This is a genomic window from Flavobacterium sp. (assembly GCF_004211145.1).
GTDB lineage: Bacteria > Bacteroidota > Bacteroidia > Flavobacteriales > Flavobacteriaceae > Flavobacterium.
On record NZ_SEBS01000001.1, the window covers coordinates 116,591 to 137,083 of the forward strand.

Consider the following 20,493-nt stretch of genomic DNA (forward strand, 5'->3'; position numbering starts at 1 on the left):
CATAAATATTTGGTTGTATAGTTTATATATGCGATAATTGCAGACTACGTAATTATGTTATTATTTATTTTAGCTTTCGACAAATTTAATTCCTAAAAATGTGTGATATGAAAAAAATTACCCAATTAGTAGTATTAACGATCGCGTTGCTGAACGGAGTCTTCGTTTACGCCCAACCGACCACTAATGCGCCTACCCCTACAAATGCCGCGGCAGATGTAATCTCTATATATGGTGATTCGTTCCCGAGCGTGGCAACAAATTACAACCCGAACTGGGGACAAACCGGTCAGGTGAACCCATCGTACGATCCGGGAACCGGAAACCTGGTGTTGGCGTATACCAATTTCAATTATCAGGGAACCGAGTTGACGAACCAGAACGCGTCGGGCATGGAATTCCTTCATATCGACATCTGGACATCGACCGCGACCAATATTAAAGTTTCGCCTATCAACGGCGGCAGCGGAACCGGAACTCCAGAAGTTCTGGTCGACGTTCCATTGGTGCAGAATGGATGGAGCAGCGTCAACCTTCCAAAAAGCGCGTTCACGGGCATGAGCTGGGATGCGGTTTATCAAATCAAGTTCGATGGACAAAACGGCGCAAACCCGTCGGCTATCTATCTCGACAATATCTATTTCTGGAAAACACCTACGGCGGCCGGGTCTGACGCGTCCTTGAGCGATTTGAAAGTGGACGGAACGACAGTGCCCGGATTCACTTCTTCGGTTACGAATTACACGGTCGAACTCGTCGTCGGGACAACTACGGTACCACAAATCACCGGCTCGACTACGACTGACGCGAATGCAACGGTTACTTCGACTACGCAGGCGTCGGGAATTCCGGGAACTGCATCGGTTTTGGTCACTTCGGCCAATGGAAACGTTACGAAAACATATACCGTGAATTTTGTGGCATCGCTTCCGAACCCATCGCCTCAACCGGCAACTCCAAACATGGAAGTCCTAAGCCTTTACGGCGACACGGGCGGATTTACGAACATCTGGACACCGAACTACAACTTCGGCGTTTTTGCCGGAAAACCGGATCTCGACCCGACAGCGGGCGTGAATGAAGCGATCAAAATGAATTTCGCGGTCGCAGGTTATGGCGAAGGAACTGATTTGGTGACGAATATTTCAACATATCAATGGCTACACTTCGATTATTTCGCGGATGGAACTTCTACGCAATTGCGTTTCATCATCATCGGCAACGTAGGCGGTGTCGTAACCGAATACAACTACGAATTGAATACGACTGGCGGCGGAAACGGATCACTCACGGCCGGTTCTTGGCAAAGTGTGAACGTACCGTTGAGCTTCTTTACGGGATTGGGCTTCAACAAGGCGAATTTCTTCCAGTTCAAATTGGGAACTTCTTCAAACTTGGTGTCTAACATCATATACTTCGACAATATTTACTTCTCGGTGAACGAGCCGCTATTGCAATCGGAAGGTTTTGCAAAGGCGACATTCAGCGCGTATCCGAACCCGACTCGCAACGAGTGGAATATCAACGCGACCCAGAACATTACTTCGGTTACCGTTTTCGATATTTCAGGAAAGCAGATCAAAGCGTTGCAACCGAACGATTTAAATGCCGTGATCGACGCATCGGAACTGTCGAACGGAATCTACTTCGCCAACGTCCTTACTGACGGCGGCAGCAAAACGATTAAACTTGTTAAGAATTGATGTAATGCACAAAGGCAAACTGTCGTGAGATGGTTTGCCTTTCTTTTTATCAGTTCCTGGAAATTCCCCAATCTCCAATCACCTGCATTTTTTTTACCCTTTTCACGAAAACGATATAGCGTTTACGGGAAGGTCGGCTAGTGTCTTGACTAACCAACAAGATCTGGCAAAAACGAATGAATATGAACAAAGCAGCTGAGGAAAATTCCTTAGAGATTAACAACCATTATGAAAACCAAACGATTATGAAGAACATTAAAAACCTGATCCTGCTACTGCTTGTATTTGTGGCGGGCATCGATGGTAGCGTCGCCCAGAACACGCAATGCGCGGGCACATCTACCCAACTGTCCCAAGGTAGCGGCATGGCCGAATACCGGTACAAATTCACGACGTCAGGCAATGACGTGACCGTGGAATTTGAGGGCTTGACGCCAGTGACCGGACTCGTCTGCTACGCCTGGACATTCAATCCCGGCTTTGCCGAATTGCCGATGACAAACGTGGGCGGACAAACCTTCCGACGTACGTACACGAACGTAACACCGGGCAGTACTTTTACCGTCGCGTGTAAATTCGAATGGGCCGCGGGCGGATTCGCCGTTACCCAACAATTCCAGTACACGGTCGGAAACGACTGCGGAGGCGGAAGTTCGCTTCCTGCACCGACAATCGGAACATTCACCGTTCCCGCAAAAGTTTTGGGCGACGCTGATTTCGCGATCACGGCACCGACTTCAAACAGCGCCGGTGCTTTCACGTACACGAGCAGCAATACCGGAGTTGCCACGATCGTGGGCGGAAACAGCATCCATATCGTAGGTGGCGGAACATCGACCATCATGGCTACACAAGCGGCGACTGCTAGCTATTCATCGGGAAGCACGACCGCTACGTTTACGGTTACGGTTCCGAACACGACACCTGCGGCAGGACCTGCGGCTCCACCGGCGAGAAATCCTTGGGACGTTTTGTCTCAATACGGCGCGGCCTATACGAACCAACCTGGCGTTATTTTCGACAATTTTGGCGGAAGTACGATCGTGGGCGACGTTACGCTTGCCGACAACAGCGTCGTCAAAAAATACATCAACCACAGTTATTCAGGAATCTCGACGAATGGCGCGCTGGATTTGAATGTGTCGGCAATGACGCATCTGCACATCGACGTTTGGTCGCCTGATTTCGTGTCGTTCAAGATAAAACTCGAAGCCGCGAATGGCAGCAACATCGAATTGGAAGTTCCGGGCGCGAAATCCCAAGGCACTTGGAATTCTTACGACATCCCATTGAGTTCTTATTCGGCCGTTGATTTGGCACATTTGAAATATATCGTTCCGGTTACTTTCAATCCGAACAACACTACACTTTTCATCACCAACGTATATTTTTACCGACCTGCGACGATACAACCTCCGACATTGGGAGCGTTCACGGTTCCGGCTAAAAACGTAGGCGATGCTGATTTCGCGATCACAGCACCGACATCAAACAGTGCCGGAGCATGGTCATACACAAGCAGCAACACGGCTGTAGCGACGATCGTCGGAGGCAACATGATTCATATCGTCGGAGGCGGATCATCGACCATCACCGCGACCCAAGCTGCGAACGGCCCATACGGACAAGGTGTCGCGACGGCTACGTTCACCGTTAATTTCCCGGATCCGGGCGCATCGCCGACACAACCTGCGAGAAACCCCGCGGATGTGGTTTCGATTTTCGCGAATCCGTACTACACGGACATTGCAGGAACCGACTTCAACCCGAACTGGGGACAAACGTCGAACCACCCGAACAACCTGACTACGCCATCATACGGTGGCAACCAAGTCAAACAATATCAAAATTCAGGCACGTATCAAGGAACGGCCTTTGCAAACACCGACGCCACGTCGATAAACAAATTGCATGTGGACGTGTACTCGCCTACGCTCAATTCGATCCGTTTGGTGTTGATCACCGCGGGCTCTGGAGAATCAGGCTACACGCTCGCTTTGACGCCGGGTGTTTGGAACAGCTTCAACATCGACGTGAACGCTGCGAATTTCCCAGCGGTAAATCTCGCACTGATCAACCAGATCAAATACGACGAACCTAAAGTGGGCGCGGCGATTACGGGAGGCCAGATTTTCGCGATCGACAATTTGTATTTCTTCCGTGAGGTAGGAACGGCACCGACACTCGGAGCATTCACCGTCCCTGCGAAAGTCTTGGGCGACGCAGACTTTGCAATCACGCCTCCGACTTCAAATAGTCCCGGAGCGTTTTCATACAGCAGCAGCAACACTGCGGTAGCGACTGTGATCGGTGGAAACCTGCACATCGTTGGCGCTGGTTCGTCGACCATCACGGCGACACAGGCTGCGAGCGGCAGTTATACATCGGCGAGCACGACGGCAGTATTTACGGTAACGGTTCCGCCGTTGACGACTCCTGCTCCGACACCTCCGGCAAGAAACCCTTGGGATGTGATTTCGATGTACAGCAATGCTTACGCGACTTCATCTTCTCCTTCATGGCAAAATGCGTCCACGACGACCGACGAACTGCTTCAAGGCAACGACACCAAGAAAATATCGAATTTCCTTGTTGAAATCCTAAACTTCCAGGCAACCGATTTGACTGCGATGACGATGATGCACATCGATGTCTATTCAGAAGACTGCACAGGATTGAACCTTTGGCTGCAAAACAACGGCGACCGCGTGGCACAACGTTCGGTTACGTTGAACCAATGGAACAGCTTCGACATTCCTTTGTCGACGTATTCCAACCAAGGCCTTAACATGACCGGCGTATTCTTCCTCAAGTTCGAAGGTTTGAACGGCCCGGGCAAAACCATTTACGTGGATAACGTTTACTTCTATCGTCCGGCGACTTCATTGCCTCCGACATTGACCGACTTCTCGGTTCCGGCACAACCATTCGGCGCCGCTCCGTTTACATTGACGGCTCCGAATTCAAACAGCGCGGGCGCATTCACGTACACGAGCAGTAATCCTGCAGTTGCGACTATAAGCGGAAACACCGTGACTGTCGTCGGTCCTGGAACATCTACGATCACGGCTACTCAGGCCGCTGACGGAAGTTATGGTTCGGCAAGCATCACGGCTCAATTGGTCGTAGCGTATCCGACTCCCGGACCTTCACCGATTCCACCGACAAGAACACCGGATCGCGTCGTTTCTATGTATACGGGAACTCCGTCGACTTACGCAAACGCGATTACGGCCGTGCGTTCGAACTGGACGGGAGCGACCACGTTGACTGAAATCCCGAACGGAACGAACACAGCTTTGCGTTTGGACAACTTTGGCTTCTTAGGTCTTGTCGACCAAAACGAAACGCTATTCGATGTTACGGGCATGAGCCATTTGCACGTCGACATATATCTAAATGCGCCTTTGAACGCGAATCTTGCGCAGTCGAACGTGATGATCTTCTTGATTTCAAACGGAGATCACATGTACACCGCGTCTAACTTGCACGCAGGTTGGAACTCGGTCAGCATTCCGATGACGGCTTTTCCTGCCGCGACGTTGAACAACGTTTACGGATTGAAATTCGAACAGAACGTTACCGCTCCGACGCAGATCTACATCGACAACGTGTATTTCAGCAACGAATGTTATACGTATTACGCCGATGCCGATGGAGATACTTATGGTGATCCGAACAATTCTCTCGCGTTGTGCGCGCCTCAATCAGGCTATGTCTTGGACAACACCGATTGTAACGACGCCATCGCAGCGGTTCACCCAGGCGCTTCTGAAGTTCCTTACAACGGAGTCGATGACGACTGCGACGGAACTATCGACGAAGGCAGCCAATTGTTGTCTAAAGTTTTGGCTTCCCAATGTGGAACGACGCTTACTACGATCAACTCTTTGATTGGTGCCGTGAGTTTTGGCGCGCCGGTTGACGGCTACCGTTTCCGCGTTGTGAACACGACTACGAATGCGGTTCAGACAATCGACCGTACGGCTCCGAACTTCCAGTTGACGGCTCTTGCGACTTACGACTACGCTACGACGTACTCTATTTCAGTTCAATTGCGTCGTAACGGAATCTGGCTTAACTACTACGGAGATCCTTGTTTGGTTTCAACACCTGCGGTTTTGGATCCGGGTGGAGCGGCTTCGGTCACGCCATCTCAATGTAATATCACGCTTACGAACATCTCGACGCTTATCGCTACTACAAGTCTGCAAGGCGTTACGGGATATCGTTTCCGTATCACGAACCTTACCGATGCAAGCGCACCGAACCAAATCCAGACGCTTGACCGCACGACACATTGGTTCTCTCTCACGATGTTGTCGACGTATGCTTACGGCACGACTTACAGCATCGAAGTAGCGTTGAAAACAGGAAACAGCACAACCTATTCAGGTTACGGTTCGCCTTGTAACATCACGACTCCTGCGGTTCCTGTAATCACGAATCCTGGCGTTGCGACCACGAACAATACGTTGTTCTACACAAGCAGCATGAACCGTGCGACTTCGTACCGTTTCGAACTGACGCTTGCAACCGCTCCGTTCACTACGATCATCGTAGACCGTGCGGCGCATTATTTCAGCTTTGGAAATGTTCCGGGATTTGTTCCTGGCGCACAGTACGCAGTTCGCGTGGCCGTGATGACATCCGGAACTTGGTCTCCGTTCGGGGAAGCTTCATTGGTCACCGCTCCGGGCGCGACTCGTGGCATGTTCGAGGAAGAGGCGGCACCGGGCATCGCGTTCCGTGCAGTTGCTTATCCGAACCCATATCTGGAAGGATTCTCGCTGGACATGGACACGGCAAGTGACGAGCGCATTCAGGTAAAAGTCTACGATATGGTAGGCAAATTACTTGACAACCGCGAATTCGCAGTGGACGCGATAGAAATGCAACAGTTCGGCGAGCGTTATCCGTCGGGTGTTTACAATGTTATTGTGACCCAAGGTGCTTCGGTGAAGACACTCAGGGTTATCAAAAGATAAGTTGTGGAGTTATTAATAAAGACACCTCTCTTAATCGAGGGGTGTTTTTAATTTTCTAAAAATCAAAACTATGACAACCTCAAGAAATAAATTGGCGATAGTGTTCTTGCTGTATTCGGCGATGAGCATGGCGCAAGTTGGCGTCGGGACGACCTCTCCCGCGGCCACGCTTGACGTTACCGCCGCTAATTTGACGGGAACTACCGTTGACGGCTTATTGATCCCGAGGGTTTCCAGACTGCGCGCGCAATCCATGGTGGGCACTCCGACCTCGACGGTATTGTACGTGAACGACATCACGAACGGAACGGCCACTGGCACAACCGTCAACGTGACAACGACCGGATTTTATTTCTTCAACGGAACCGTTTGGGAAAAACTCGGATCGGGCGCGACGAACGCATGGAATACGACAGGAAATTCGGGATTGTCAGGTACGACGAATTTTCTTGGAACGACCGACAACATCGATTTGGCGTTCAGACGAAGCAACACCGCGGCCGGAAAAATCGGAGCGACGAGCACGTCTTTCGGAACAAATGCTTTGACAGCCGGAGTTGCAACGAACAACGCGGCCTTCGGGACTAACGCGTTGGCTGCGAGTACCGGAGCCGATAACGTCGCTGTCGGAAATGGAACGTTGACATTGAATACGACCGGAATCCAAAACACAGGCGTCGGAAATGCCGCTTTGGCCGTGAATACGGGAAGCGCTTCGACGGCCGTCGGTTTTCAGGCATTGAACGCGAATACGTTGGGAAATAATGGAACGGCAGTCGGTTTTCAGGCTTTGTCGAGGAACACGACGCAAAGCAACAATACAGGTGTCGGATTCCAAGCGTTGACCAACAGCAACGGAGGCGTAAACAATACCGCTGTCGGATTTCAGTCAGGAGCCGGTCTCACAAGCGGAAGTCGGAACACATCGGTCGGCAACCAAGCCTTGCAATTAAACGTGACCGGAGCCGAGAATACGGCGGTCGGGAATTATGCATTGGGTCGGAACACGGGATCGGGAAATACGGTAATGGGCCACGAAGCCGAATTCGGATCGGGCGTGAACTTCAACAATACGACAGCTATCGGCTGGCATGCGCTTTTCGGAAATTCGGGAAGCAACAACACTGCGATCGGATACAATACGCTGCAAGGCAACGGCGCTGCTACGGGAAATACGGCCGTTGGATCGAGTGCGTTGCGCATCAGCACGGGCGCGAACAATACCGCGTTCGGAACACAGGCCGGCGATGAACTCCAAACGGGCACAAATAATACCTATGTCGGGTTCGAAGCGGGCAGATACAATACGTTTGCGGCCAACAACAATGCGTTTTTCGGTGCCCAGGCAGGACATTTTTCCCAAGGCAGTTTCAACGTCGCCATCGGATCGAACACACTTAAGGCGAATCAGGCTACTTCGAATAACGTAGCCGTCGGTTATAATGCGCTCACCATCAACGCAGGAACAGGAAATGTTGCGCTTGGTTACAGCGCGGGATCGGCTGAAACGGGTTCGAACAAACTCTACATCGAAAATTCAAGTGCCGATGCGAGCAACGCGTTGATATACGGTGAATTCGACACGAACATCGCACGCGTGAACGGAACGTTGCAAGTCAACAATCCGGCGAACGCCAACGGTTACGCATTGCCGAACGTACGCGGAACAAACGGCCAAATCCTGCAAACGAACGGCGCGGGAGCGACGAATTGGGTCACGAGCCCGAGCGCGACGTTGTCTATGGTGCGCACCAATCTGGCGGCCAATCAAGTCCTCAACGATACGGGCTGGCAAAAGGTGAATTTCAATACCGTCGCGTTCGATTCGAGCACCGAATTCTCGACAGCGACCGGAAGATTTACGGCCACGAAAGCCGGCTTTTACCGAATCGATGCCGCGATCCATACGACAAGCCAATCGAACAACCAGTTTTACTCGGTCGGGATACGCCGCAACGGGCTCTTCTACCAACAGACATCGGCGAATCACTTTGGTAACGGGCCGGTCGACCGCTCGGTAAGCTGTTTGATCCAGCTTGCAGTAGGCGACTATATCGAGGTCTATTTTGAGAATTACATCAACGGCGCCGAGATTGATTTCTTTAGCGGAAAAACCGTTTTTGAAGTCCAGCAATTGCGATAGGCAGTGCTTTCCCGCAAGATTTTAAAAATTTAGACCACAAGCGATTTCCCAACACGGAATCGCTTGTTTTCTAAAATTCGGGTCGGACAAAAACAATCGCATCGTCGGGCGCGTGAAAAGTGTTTATTATCGCGTCACAATACTTGCGCGAAATCGATTTCTTAAATTATATTGCGCCCAGTTTTTTGGCATGTTTACCCCAAACACATTTAATCTATCAATCGCAATCAAAATCATTTGTAAAAATGAAAATCAAATCAGGTTTCATTTGGCTACTGCTGCTTCCTGTTTTTTTGTTCGGACAGGAATTGTCGCCAATTGTAAAATACAATCCATCGATTTATAACGCCGGAAACCAGAACTGGATGATTTCCCAGGATTCCCAGCGCTTCATGTTCTTCGCGAACAATGACGGTTTGCTCGAATTCAACGGGTCGGCGTGGACGTTGTATGCGTCGCCTAACGAGACGATCATCCGATCGGTAAAAGTCGTCGGTGACCGAGTCTATACGGGCTGTTACATGGAGTTCGGTTATTGGACGCGAGAGGCGAACAACCACCTCAAATACCATTCGCTGAGCAGCAAAATAAAAAACCGGATCGTCGATGACGAGCAGTTCTGGAATATTTTCGCGTACGAGCAATGGATGATCTTTCAGTCGCTCGACCAAATCCATATTTACGATACGAAGACCGGAAAATTCTCGGTCATCAAGCCGAAACACGGCATCCTGAAGTCGTTCCAGGCCAATAATTCGATTTACTATCAGGTCGCCAACGAAGGTTTGTACGAGATCGAAAATGGAAAAGCCAAATTGGTTTCGAATCAACCGGTCGCCGTGAACAATAAGATCGTCGCGATTTTTTCAGCCGACGACGGCTTGCTGCTCCAAACGCAACAGAACGGTTTCTTCACGTTCATCAACGGTAGTTTCGCGCCTTTTTTCTCAGATGTCGACGAACAGATCGTGACGAGCAGCGTGTACAGTTGCCAGCAATTGGCCGACAAAGGCTTTGCGATCGGAACCGTTTCGAACGGGGTTTTCATACTGTCGGCGTCGGGAAAACTCAAATATCACATTACTCAGGACAAGGGTTTGAGCAACAATACGATCCTGTCGATCTTCGAGGATGTCGACGAAAATTTGTGGATCGGGCTCGACAACGGCATCAATTGCCTCAACCTGAAATCGCCGATCAGAAGCTATTCCGACAAGACCGGATCGCTGGGAACAGTGTACGCGTCGCTGCTGCACAACGGGAAATTGTACATTGGGACGAATCAGGGTTTGTTTTGCAAGACGTACAATTCGAATGAGAGTTTTCAATTCATCAAGAACACGAAAGGCCAGGTTTGGTCGCTGTTCGAATATCAAGGAACGATTTTTTGCGGACACGATTCGGGCACTTTCATAGTGCGGGATGTCAACGCGATTCCAATTTTCTCACAATCGGGAACTTGGGGATTCGTGAAAGTTCCCGGAAAACCCGATTTGTTGTTGCAGGGAAATTATTACGGGATTTCGGTGTTGGAAAAAGTCAACAACCAATGGAAGTTCCGAAACAAGATCTCGAAGTTCGATTATTCGTCGAAACACTTTGAGATTTCGAATTCGCGGGACGTGTACATCAGCCACGAATACAAAGGCGTGTTCCGATTCCATCTCGATGCGAATTTCACGACCTGTTCAGGGTTGACGATGCTCGACACGCCCAAGAAAGGCAAGAATGCGAGTCTGATAAAATTCGACCGAAACATCTATTACGCGAGCAAGGAAGGGATTTACATTCTCGATGACGCGCACAAATCGTTCCGACGCGACAAGAAATTAAGTGCCGTTTTTGAAAAGGACGAATACACGTCGGGTAAATTGATCGCCGACGGGTCCGATAAATTGTGGCTGTTTTCCAAGAATTACATCCATTATTTCACGTTGAGCAAGATCGGGAACGAGCTCAAGAAAAACACGATTCCGATTCCGTTGTCATTGACCGGTTCGATGTTGGGTTATGAGAACGTGGCGCGTTTGTCGAACTCGATTTACCTCATCGGCACGACCGACGGTTATTACACGATCAACCTCAACGACCTGCGTTTCAAAAGCAACAGCGTTTCGATCACGAACGTCACGATCAACAAGCTCGACGAGGAATTGATCAGTTGCCCGGTCAAGGACGGTGGCGAGTTCGGATATGATGAGAACAACATCATCCTGAACTACACCGTGCCCGAATACAACAAATATATCTACACCGAATACCAATACATCCTCGAGGGTTTGCAGGAAGATTGGAGTAAATGGTCGGCGAAAACGGCTGCGAACTTCAAGAATTTACCGCCTGGAGATTACGTGTTCAAAGTGCGCGCGAAAATCGCGAACTCGAACCCGAAGAACATGGCGACGTATAGTTTTACGATCTGCAAGCCCTGGTATGCGAACAACTTCGCGTTGTCGGTTTACCTGATCTTGGGAATTCTATTGGTGCTTTACGTACACAAGGCGTACAAGGAATATTACCGCAAGAAAGAGCAGAAACTCATCGAGGAAAACAATTTGTTGCTCGAGATCAAGGAACTCGAAAACGAACAGCAGCTCATGAAGCTCAAGAACGAGCAATTGTCAAGCGACGTCGACAGCAAGAACCGTGAACTCGCCGTTTCGACAATGAGCTTGATGAAGAAGAACGAATTGCTCGCGCTCATAAAAGACGACTTGAAACGCACTGGTCCGGAAAGCGACGACAAGAGCATAAAGTCGGTGATCAACACAATCAATAAAAGCATATCCGAGGACAATTCGTGGACGATTTTCAAGGAAGCGTTCAACAATGCCGACAACGATTTCCTGAAGAAAATCAAGCAGGCACATCCGTCGTTGACGCCGAACGATTTGCGATTGTGCGCGTATTTAAGATTGAATTTATCGTCGAAGGAAATCGCCCCATTGCTCAACATTTCGGTGCGAAGTGTAGAGGTAAAACGATATCGTTTGCGTAAAAAGATGGATTTGCCGCACGAAACGGGCGTCGTGGAGTATATACTGTCGATTTGATACAGTGATTTCAACCATACAACAACCATACGAACACCTAAAAAACGCGTGTAAATCCAAGAGATCGCTCATTTCAAAATGTTGTTAAAACACTGTTAATTGAAGCGTGTTGTGGAAATTGTAAGTAAATGTTTTGTTGTATAGTTTCTTTAGCCAATCAATCGGATTTTACATATACAAAAAATGTAGTTTTAGCGTATCCGAATTTTTTGAACGCACTTTTTGCCAATACCAAATAAAATTGAGGGGTTATGTGCCGGATTAACATTCGCTGTAACACCTTACCATACCAAAATCAAATAACCATTAAAATGAGAAAACTTATTTTATTACTAACGTTTGCTGTCTTTTCACCATCGGCTTTTTCGCAAAACGACAAGATTGTTGTGGCGAACGGCGCCGACGGTTCGAAATTGATCGTCGACGGAAAAGAATTCATCGTAAACGGAATGAACTGGGACTACTATCCGATCGGAACCAACTATTCCTACAGCCTATGGACACAACCCGATGACTTCGTGAAACAAGCCCTCGACAACGAAATGGGATTGCTCAAGAACATGGGCGTGAACACGATCAGGGTTTATGCCGGGATGCCTAAAAAATGGATCGAGTACGTTTATGTGACGCACGGCATCCACACGATGATCAACCACTCTTTCGGACGCTACGGACTGGACTTGAACGGAGCCTACGTTCCGAACACCGAATATTCCGACCCGAACGTCCGCAAAGTGCTCCTGAAAGCCGCGACCGATCTCGCCACCGAATACAAAGACACAAAAGGTCTGCTCCTATTCTTATTAGGAAACGAGAACAACTACGGCTTGTTCTGGGACGGAGCCGAGACACAAAATATCCCGATGCCGGAACGCGTAACGACCAAGAGAGCCGTCGCGATGTACAAACTTTTCAACGAGGCTGCGGTTTCGATGAAGCAGATCGACGGTTCGCACCCGATCGCATTCTGTAACGGGGATTTGATGTATTTGGACATCATCGCAAAAGAATGTCCTGATTTCGACATTTTCGCTACGAACGTTTACAGAGGCGTATCGTTCGGGGATTTGTTCGAACAGGTTAAAAAACAGTATGGAAAACCGGTTTTGTTTGCCGAATTCGGTGCCGACGCCTACAACGCGATCACAAACCAAGAAGACCAAACATCACAAGCGTACTACTTGCTCAGCGAGTGGAAAGAAATCTACCAGAATGCCGCAGGTTTAGGAAAAGCACAGAATGCGATCGGCGGATTCACGTTCCAGTTCAGCGACGGTTGGTGGAAATACGGACAGACGTCATATCTCGACGTTCACGATACGGCCGCTTCATGGGCGAACGGCGGTTACATCCGCGATTTCGAGCAAGGACAGAACAACATGAACGAAGAATGGTTCGGAATCTGTGCAAAAGGCCCGACGAACGAGAAAGGTTTCTATGAATTGTACCCGCGTTCGGCTTATTACGTATTGAAAGAAGCACACAAATTGAATCCGTATGCCCCGAATACGACGGCACTTGGCGTCGGGAATTATTTCGACAATATCCAAATCATGGACGCGACGTTGAGAGCGCGTGGTGACAAAGCCGCATTGGATGCAAAGTCTGGCGGATTGATCCGATTCAGTAAACTGAGAGCCGAATTCACCACATTCAACACAGGCGGTTCATTGATCACGACTCCTGATTCTGAAAACCCGAATGTCGTCGAATATCCGAACAAACTCGGCTTCGATCACATGCAGTCGTTCTACGTCGGTGTCGAGGCGAATCCTGCTTCGAACATGAGAGCCAACGTCGAATTCAACATCCTCGGAAACGTCGCGTTGAACCCGATCGACCAGATTTTCTATGAAAACCGCGGCCGTCCGGTTACTGTCGAGAACAACAACCAACAAACGACTTTGGATTCGAACAACCGCGTGCAAGTCTACAGCGCGAGCTATACGTGGAACCACAGCTTGTTCAACCTGAACGGATTTTACAGAACCGGCCATTATCACTGGGGTTACGAAGGCGATTTCTTCGGGTTGTATCCTGAAGCGAATTATGGGCCGACGATCGACATCTACAACGGCATCGCGCCTCTTGGTTTCGAAATGGAAGGCAAGAAGATGTTCAGCGGACTGAAACTCGCATTCGGACCGCAACTTTGGTGGGGAGCCAACCCTGCGATCTTGCTCAAGTATTCGAAAAACATCGGGAAATTCGGTGTGACGGGCGTTTTCCACGAAGATTTGGAACAACAGACAAATACCGAGAGTTCCTTCGCGATCCCGCAGCCAAAAACACGTCGTTTCACGGTTGCGGTCAACAGGACGATCGGGAAATTCGCATTCAACGTCGGAGGAATCTGGGCAGGTTCGCCTTTGAACGGACGCGAATATCAAATCGCTCGCGGGTCAGAAGGAAACCAACAGATTTTCCAACATGAAATCGAAAACAAAGACAATTGGGGAGGAAAAGCGAAAATCACATACACAGGCGGGAAATTCAATTGGTACGGGCAAGGAGCCGCAATGGGCTTGGTCGCAAACGGTGGCGCCGATTACACGCAGACCTTCACAGGCTGGAGATTGAAAGACAGCGGAAGCGGCAACCAGTACAACTTCTTGACGGGAGCGACATTGAACGTCGGGAAATTCCAGATCGCGCCGAACTTCTTGTGGCAAAAACCGCTTGAAGGCCCGATCGACGCAAATGCCCAAGCCCCGGGAAGACCGAGAAACATCCTCGACGATCCATTCGTAGTCAGAGCGAACAGGGAACAAGTCGCGGGAGAACTTCTATTGACATTTGACCCGACGCCGGGAACCTGGATGTACAACTGGGAAAATGACCGAACTGAAGACGCGAAATTCGCAGTCAGCGCGGGTGTCGTATTCCGTCACCTGCCGACGACCCAGGATGCCGCCATCGGGATCTTGCCTGACGGACGTTCTACTTTCGCGTTCGACGGCGCAGCACCGGCAAAAGACCTTTATGAGATCAACGCGCGTTTGGTGTCGAAATGGAGCAAGGACTTCGGTTTTATCGCAAACATCTACCAAGGCGACGCACAGGCGAACGGAAGCGACGCGAGAACGATCCACCGTTACGGTTTGGACATGCGCATGATCTACAAGCAAGTCAAATTGCAATCGTTCGTCAAGGTCAACGATTGGGGACCTTACGATTACCACCGCGATTACAACTTGACGTTCCCGCTCCAATTGATGGCCGATTTGTCGACCGAAATCGGGAAACCGGACTGGTTCATCCTTCCGGGCACAAGAATCGGTATCCGCGGCACATGGAGATCGCTCGACCAATATTCACCGCGTTACAATCCGACGCAGATCCAGGACGCATCGGGTGAATTCGTGCCAGATCCGACCGCAATCGGGTTCTCAAACGGAAACGAATGGGAAATCAGGACATACATCCATATTAATATCGGAAAATAAAAAAAAATGAAAACTATGAAACCAAATTTTAGAACCCAACTGGCGTATCAACTGTCCTTCTGGATGCTTGTGTTCGCCGCTTTCAGCTGTGAGAACGACCCCGATGATTTTGAAGAAGCGACGTTTTCTAAAAATCCTGAAGTGTTCATCGATACATTTACCGCAGGCCTGATCTATTCAGCTTACGGAGGCGCGGTTGCCGATGCTTTCCAGGTCGATACCGATGTCGCCTACAACAACTCGGCCGCTTCGATGCGATTCGACGTGCCGAACGTGAACGATCCGTCAGGTTCGTACGCCGGAGGTTCGTTTTACCTTACCGTCGGACGAGATCTGACCAAATACGATGCGTTGACGTTTTGGGCGAAAAGTACCGTTGCCGCGACGATCGACGTGGTCGGTTTCGGAAACGACTTCGGGGATAACAAATACCAGGCTGCGATAAACGGCTTGCAGATCAGCACGGTCTGGAAAAAATACATCATCCCGATTCCCGATGCCGCGAAATTGACGGCCGAAAAAGGAATGTTCTTCATATCTGAAGGTCCTGAAAACGGAAACGGTTACACGTTCTGGATCGACGAGGTCAAATTCGAGAAACTCGGCACGATCAACCCGCAACAACCGCAAATCTTAAACGGAGAAGACCAAGTGCAAACGGCTTATGCCGGAGTAACGAACACGATCGACGGTTTGGTCACGGCGTTCAACATGCCAAACGGAATCAACCAATTGGTTACCGTAACGCCTGCTTATTTCACGTTCACATCGTCAAACGAAGCGGTTGCGACAGTCAATGAAATGGGCGTGGTTACGACGATCGGTGCCGGAACTGCCGTCATTACAGCTACGGTTGGCGGAGTTGCCGCTGCGGGATCATTGACGATCAATTCGTCGGGAGCTTACGTGCATGCGCCTACGCCGACTGCCGATCCGAGCGACGTGATTTCTATTTTCACCGACGTATATCCAAACGTTCCCGTAAACTATTACAACGGTTTTTGGGCACCATACCAAACGACGCTATCGGCTGATTTTACGGTCGAAGGCGACAATGTATTGAACTACACGAACTTCAATTTCGTCGGAATCGAATTTTCAAGCCCGACGGTCGACGCTTCGGCCATGTCGCACCTTCGCATGGACGTTTACATTCCGAACGCACTTCCGGCAGGAGCGAATTTCAAGGTCGGATTGAATGATTTTGGCGCCGACGGTGCTTTTGGCGGCGGAAACGATACAGGATTCACGCTTACTTTCACAGCTCCGACGTTGGTCGCACAAGGTTGGGTCAGCCTGAACATTCCACTCGCAAACTTCACGGGACTGGCGAGCCGCGCGCACCTTGGACAAATCGTCCTGGAAGGCACGAATATCACAAATTTCTACGCTGACAATATTTATTTCGTGAACGACGGCAGCGTTGTTTCACCTGTTCCTACGACGGCTGCTCCTACTCCTTCGTATCCTGCGGCTAACGTGACATCGGTATTCAGCGACGCCTACACGAACATTGCGGGTTCTGACCTGAATCCGAATTGGGGACAGGCAACCCAAACGACGCAGGTTGCCATCGCCGGGAACAACACGTTGAAATACGCCGGTTTGAATTATCAGGGATTGCAATTGGGCGCGGCTACGAACGTATCGGCGAGGAACTTTTTGCACCTTGATTATTATTCGGCGAATTCGACGGCGTTGAACATTTACCTGATCAGTCCCGGCCCGGTCGAGAAACTCGTTTCGCTTACCGTTCCCACGACGGCCGGATGGAACAGCATCGACATCCCGTTGACATCGTTCGCCCCGGTAGATCTTGCGAACGTGATCCAATTGAAATTTGACGGTAACGGCGATATCTATCTTGACAATATCTTGTTCCGAAACTAATCGCGACGCTAAAAACTAAAAATTCAAAAAATGAAATACTTTTCAAAAAGCAATATAAGTAACAAAGGGTTGGCGATTGTCGTACTCTCGGTTATCTCGATATCACTTTCAGGATGTAATGAAGATGACAAGCAGGACGTAGGCAGCCGCAACTGGCAACTCGTCTGGAGCGATGAGTTCGATGGCGCCCAAGGTTCCATGCCCGATGCAGCGAAATGGGGTTACGATCTTGGCAACAACGGCGGCTGGGGCAACCAGGAACTCGAAAACTACACGAACAATCCCGAGAACGTTTCGTTGGACGGAAACGGAAACTTGGTGATCACCGCGATCAAGAACGGGAATTCGATCACGTCGGCGCGAATTAAAACACAAGACAAATTTTCACAAACCTACGGCCGATTCGAAGCCCGATTAAAAACACCTTACGGACCCGGCATCTGGCCAGCGTTCTGGATGCTCGGCGCGACAAACGGAGCACCTTGGCCTCAATGCGGCGAGATCGACATCATGGAAATGAGAGGCCAACAACCGAACACGATCCACGGAACGATCCACGGCCCGGGTTACTCGGCCGGAAATGCGATCACCTCGACGTATTCGATGCAGAACAGCCGTTTCGACCTGGATTACCACATTTTCGCGGTCGAATGGAGCGAGAATAAAATCGACTTCTATTGTGACGATTTCCTTTATAAAAGGATTTCCAAGAAAGACGTTCCCGGCGAATGGGTGTACGACCATGATTTCTACATGATCCTGAACGTCGCTGTAGGCGGAACCTTCGCAGGATTCCCGACAGCACAAACGCCGTTCCCGCAAAAAATGATCGTCGACTACGTGAAAGTCTACCAATAAGCCGTCAATTACCAATTCATGAAAGGTCGGTTGCCAACGCATTTCGGTCGGTCATAAATAGCATGCACAATGAAGAACCAGTTATCGATAGTACTGTTGTTGATTGCCTCTTTGGGGTTTTCGCAGCAAAAAAGCATTGACCAAAAAGTAAACGAGCTGTTGGCAAAAATGACCTTGGAAGAGAAAATAGGTCAGCTCAACCAATACACGGGCGACCATGCCGTGACCGGACCGTTGACGATGAACCCGAACAAAAAAGAGGAAATTAAAGCCGGCAAGATCGGCTCGATGCTCAATGTCCTCGGCTCCGAATATACGCGCGGTTACCAAGAACTCGCCATGCAATCGCGACTCAAGATCCCGTTGCTCTTCGGGCTCGACGTGATCCACGGCTACAAGACGACATTCCCGATCCCGTTGGCCGAGGCCGCGAGTTGGGATTTGCAGGCGATTGAACTTTCAGCTCGGATAGCCGCACGTGAAGCATCGGCAAGCGGAATCCACTGGACGTTTGCCCCGATGGTCGACATCGGGCGCGATCCACGTTGGGGCCGGGTCATGGAAGGCGCGGGCGAAGACACGTATTTAGGTTCGAAGATCGCCTACGCAAGAGTCAAAGGTTTCCAGGGAAATAAACTCGGGGAATTGACATCGGTAATGGCGTGCGCGAAACACTTTTTGGCGTATGGTGCCGCGATTGGCGGACGCGATTACAATTCGGTCGACATGAGCCAACGCATGATGTGGGAAACATACCTTCCGCCGTTCAAAGCCGCGGTCGACGCCGGAGCCGCAACGTTCATGAATTCATTCAACGACCTAAACGGAATTCCAGCGACGGGCAACAAATTGATCCAGCGCGACATCCTGAAAGGCAAATGGAATTACACGGGATTCGTGGTTTCAGATTGGGGTTCGATCGGTGAAATGGTCAACCACGGTTACAGCAAAGACAAGAAACAAGCCGCGTTGCAAGCGATTACCGCCGGAAGCGACATGGACATGGAAAGCAATTCATACCGTTACAATCTCGCCGAATTGGTAAAGGAAGGCAAAGTCCAGGAATCGCTCATCGACGACGCCGTAAAACGAATCCTTCGCAAGAAATTCGAATTGGGCTTGTTCGACGATCCGTACCGCTTCAGCGATGCGAAACGCCAGCAGGCGGCACTCAACAATCCTGAACACACGAAGGCGGCGCGAGAAGTTGCGGCCAAAAGCATCGTGTTGCTCAAGAACGAAAAGAATACATTGCCGCTTTCAAAAGACACGAAAACGATCGCATTCATCGGGCCGATGGTAAAACTCAAACGAGCCAACCACGGTTTTTGGGCCATCGATCTCAAAGACGTCGACTCGACGTACATCGTTTCCCAATGGGAAGGCCTGCAGAAAAAAGTCGGCAAGAACACAAAATTGCTTTACGCCAAAGGTTGCGGAATCACCGACACGAAAAAAGACGGTTTCAAGGAAGCGTTCGATGTCGCCAGCCAAGCCGATGTCGTGATCCTAAGCGTCGGGGAACGCCACGACATGAGCGGTGAAGCGAAAAGTCGCAGCACGATCAACCTTCCCGGAGTCCAGGAAGATTTGATTAAGGAACTCCAGAAAACAGGCAAGCCGATCGTCGTTTTGATCAACGCCGGGCGACCACTCGTTTTCAATTGGACAGCCGACAACATGCCGACGATTGTCTATTCATGGTGGCTGGGTTCTGAAGCCGGAAACGCGATCGCCGACGTGCTTTTCGGCGATTACAACCCGTCGGGAAAACTGCCGATGACGTTCCCGAGAACCGAAGGCCAAATCCCGATTTACTACAACCACACGAGCACGGGACGACCCGCAAAGAACGAAGACGACAAAATGTATGTTTCGGCCTATATCGACTTGCAGAACTCACCGAAATTCCCGTTCGGGTTCGGGTTGAGTTACACGACTTTCGCGTATTCGGATTTGAAATTGTCGAAGAAACTTATTCGCAAGAACGAAACGCTCGAGGTTTCCCTGACGGTCAAAAATACCGGAAAGGTCGCGGGCGAAGAAGTCGTGCAATTGTATTTGAAGGACCGAGTCGCATCGATCGTGCGTCCCGTGAAAGAACTGAAGGATTTCCAAAAAATTAAATTGGCCGCGGGCGAAAGCAAAACCATCACGTTCACGATCGACGATTCGAAGCTGTCGTTTTATCACGAGGATTTGACGTTCGCGTCAGAAGCGGGAGAATTCGACGTAATGGTCGGTTCGTCGTCCGAAGATATCCGCGTGAAAAGCGAGTTCGAATTGACCGATGTGAAAGCGAACGACGCGCCTTAAGATTTATTGTAATTGAATAAAAAAGACTGGAGAGATCCGGTCTTTTTTTTTGCTCATCTGGCAATCAGTGATATTGGTAGATAATACTGCAATAGG

General features: G+C 49.9%; 8 protein-coding genes. All 8 read left to right on the forward strand.

What is annotated here, in order from left to right:
* Positions 1 to 107: 107 nt before the first annotated feature.
* The 8 genes from EOO50_RS00490 (at position 108) to bglX (ending at position 20,397) form a co-directional block, all read left to right on the forward strand.
* Positions 108 to 1,703 (forward strand): T9SS type A sorting domain-containing protein, encoded by a 1,596-nt coding sequence (locus tag EOO50_RS00490; RefSeq protein ID WP_290836843.1) that lies wholly within the window; start codon positions 108 to 110, stop codon positions 1,701 to 1,703.
* 245 nt (positions 1,704 to 1,948) lie between these two features.
* Positions 1,949 to 6,691 (forward strand): MopE-related protein, encoded by a 4,743-nt coding sequence (locus EOO50_RS00495; protein WP_290836845.1) that lies wholly within the window; start codon positions 1,949 to 1,951, stop codon positions 6,689 to 6,691.
* A gap of 70 nt (positions 6,692 to 6,761) precedes the next feature.
* On the forward strand, positions 6,762 to 8,834 hold the full coding sequence (locus tag EOO50_RS00500) for a hypothetical protein (protein ID WP_290836846.1): 2,073 nt from the start codon (positions 6,762 to 6,764) through the stop codon (positions 8,832 to 8,834).
* Positions 8,835 to 9,079: 245 nt separating this feature from the next.
* Positions 9,080 to 11,887 (forward strand): triple tyrosine motif-containing protein, encoded by a 2,808-nt coding sequence (locus EOO50_RS00505; protein ID WP_290836848.1) that lies wholly within the window; start codon positions 9,080 to 9,082, stop codon positions 11,885 to 11,887.
* 311 nt (positions 11,888 to 12,198) lie between these two features.
* Entirely contained in the window at positions 12,199 to 15,333 is a 3,135-nt protein-coding gene (locus EOO50_RS00510; RefSeq protein ID WP_290836849.1) for a glycosidase, read from the forward strand.
* Positions 15,334 to 15,348: 15 nt separating this feature from the next.
* Positions 15,349 to 17,223 carry a glycosyl hydrolase family 16 gene (locus tag EOO50_RS00515; protein WP_290836850.1) on the forward strand — a complete coding sequence of 625 codons (1,875 nt, stop codon included), beginning with the start codon at positions 15,349 to 15,351 and terminating at the stop codon, positions 17,221 to 17,223.
* Between the two features lie 30 nt (positions 17,224 to 17,253).
* Entirely contained in the window at positions 17,254 to 18,081 is an 828-nt protein-coding gene (locus tag EOO50_RS00520; RefSeq protein ID WP_290836852.1) for a glycoside hydrolase family 16 protein, read from the forward strand.
* A 69-nt stretch (positions 18,082 to 18,150) separates the two neighbouring features.
* Complete coding sequence (gene bglX / locus EOO50_RS00525; RefSeq protein WP_290836854.1) at positions 18,151 to 20,397, forward strand: beta-glucosidase BglX; 2,247 nt, start codon at positions 18,151 to 18,153, stop codon at positions 20,395 to 20,397.
* The last annotated feature ends 96 nt before the right edge of the window (positions 20,398 to 20,493 follow it).

Bases quoted from the DNA above. Each gene is read 5' to 3' on its own strand.
- EOO50_RS00490 (WP_290836843.1), top strand. From the start codon at position 108: ATGAAAAAAATTACCCAATTAGTAGTATTAACGATCGCGTTGCTGAAC.
- EOO50_RS00510 (WP_290836849.1), top strand. From the start codon at position 12,199: ATGAGAAAACTTATTTTATTACTAACGTTTGCTGTCTTTTCACCATCG.
- EOO50_RS00500 (WP_290836846.1), top strand. From the start codon at position 6,762: ATGACAACCTCAAGAAATAAATTGGCGATAGTGTTCTTGCTGTATTCG.
- EOO50_RS00520 (WP_290836852.1), top strand. From the start codon at position 17,254: ATGAAATACTTTTCAAAAAGCAATATAAGTAACAAAGGGTTGGCGATT.
- EOO50_RS00505 (WP_290836848.1), top strand. From the start codon at position 9,080: ATGAAAATCAAATCAGGTTTCATTTGGCTACTGCTGCTTCCTGTTTTT.
- bglX (WP_290836854.1), top strand. From the start codon at position 18,151: ATGAAGAACCAGTTATCGATAGTACTGTTGTTGATTGCCTCTTTGGGG.
- EOO50_RS00515 (WP_290836850.1), top strand. From the start codon at position 15,349: ATGAAACCAAATTTTAGAACCCAACTGGCGTATCAACTGTCCTTCTGG.
- EOO50_RS00495 (WP_290836845.1), top strand. From the start codon at position 1,949: ATGAAGAACATTAAAAACCTGATCCTGCTACTGCTTGTATTTGTGGCG.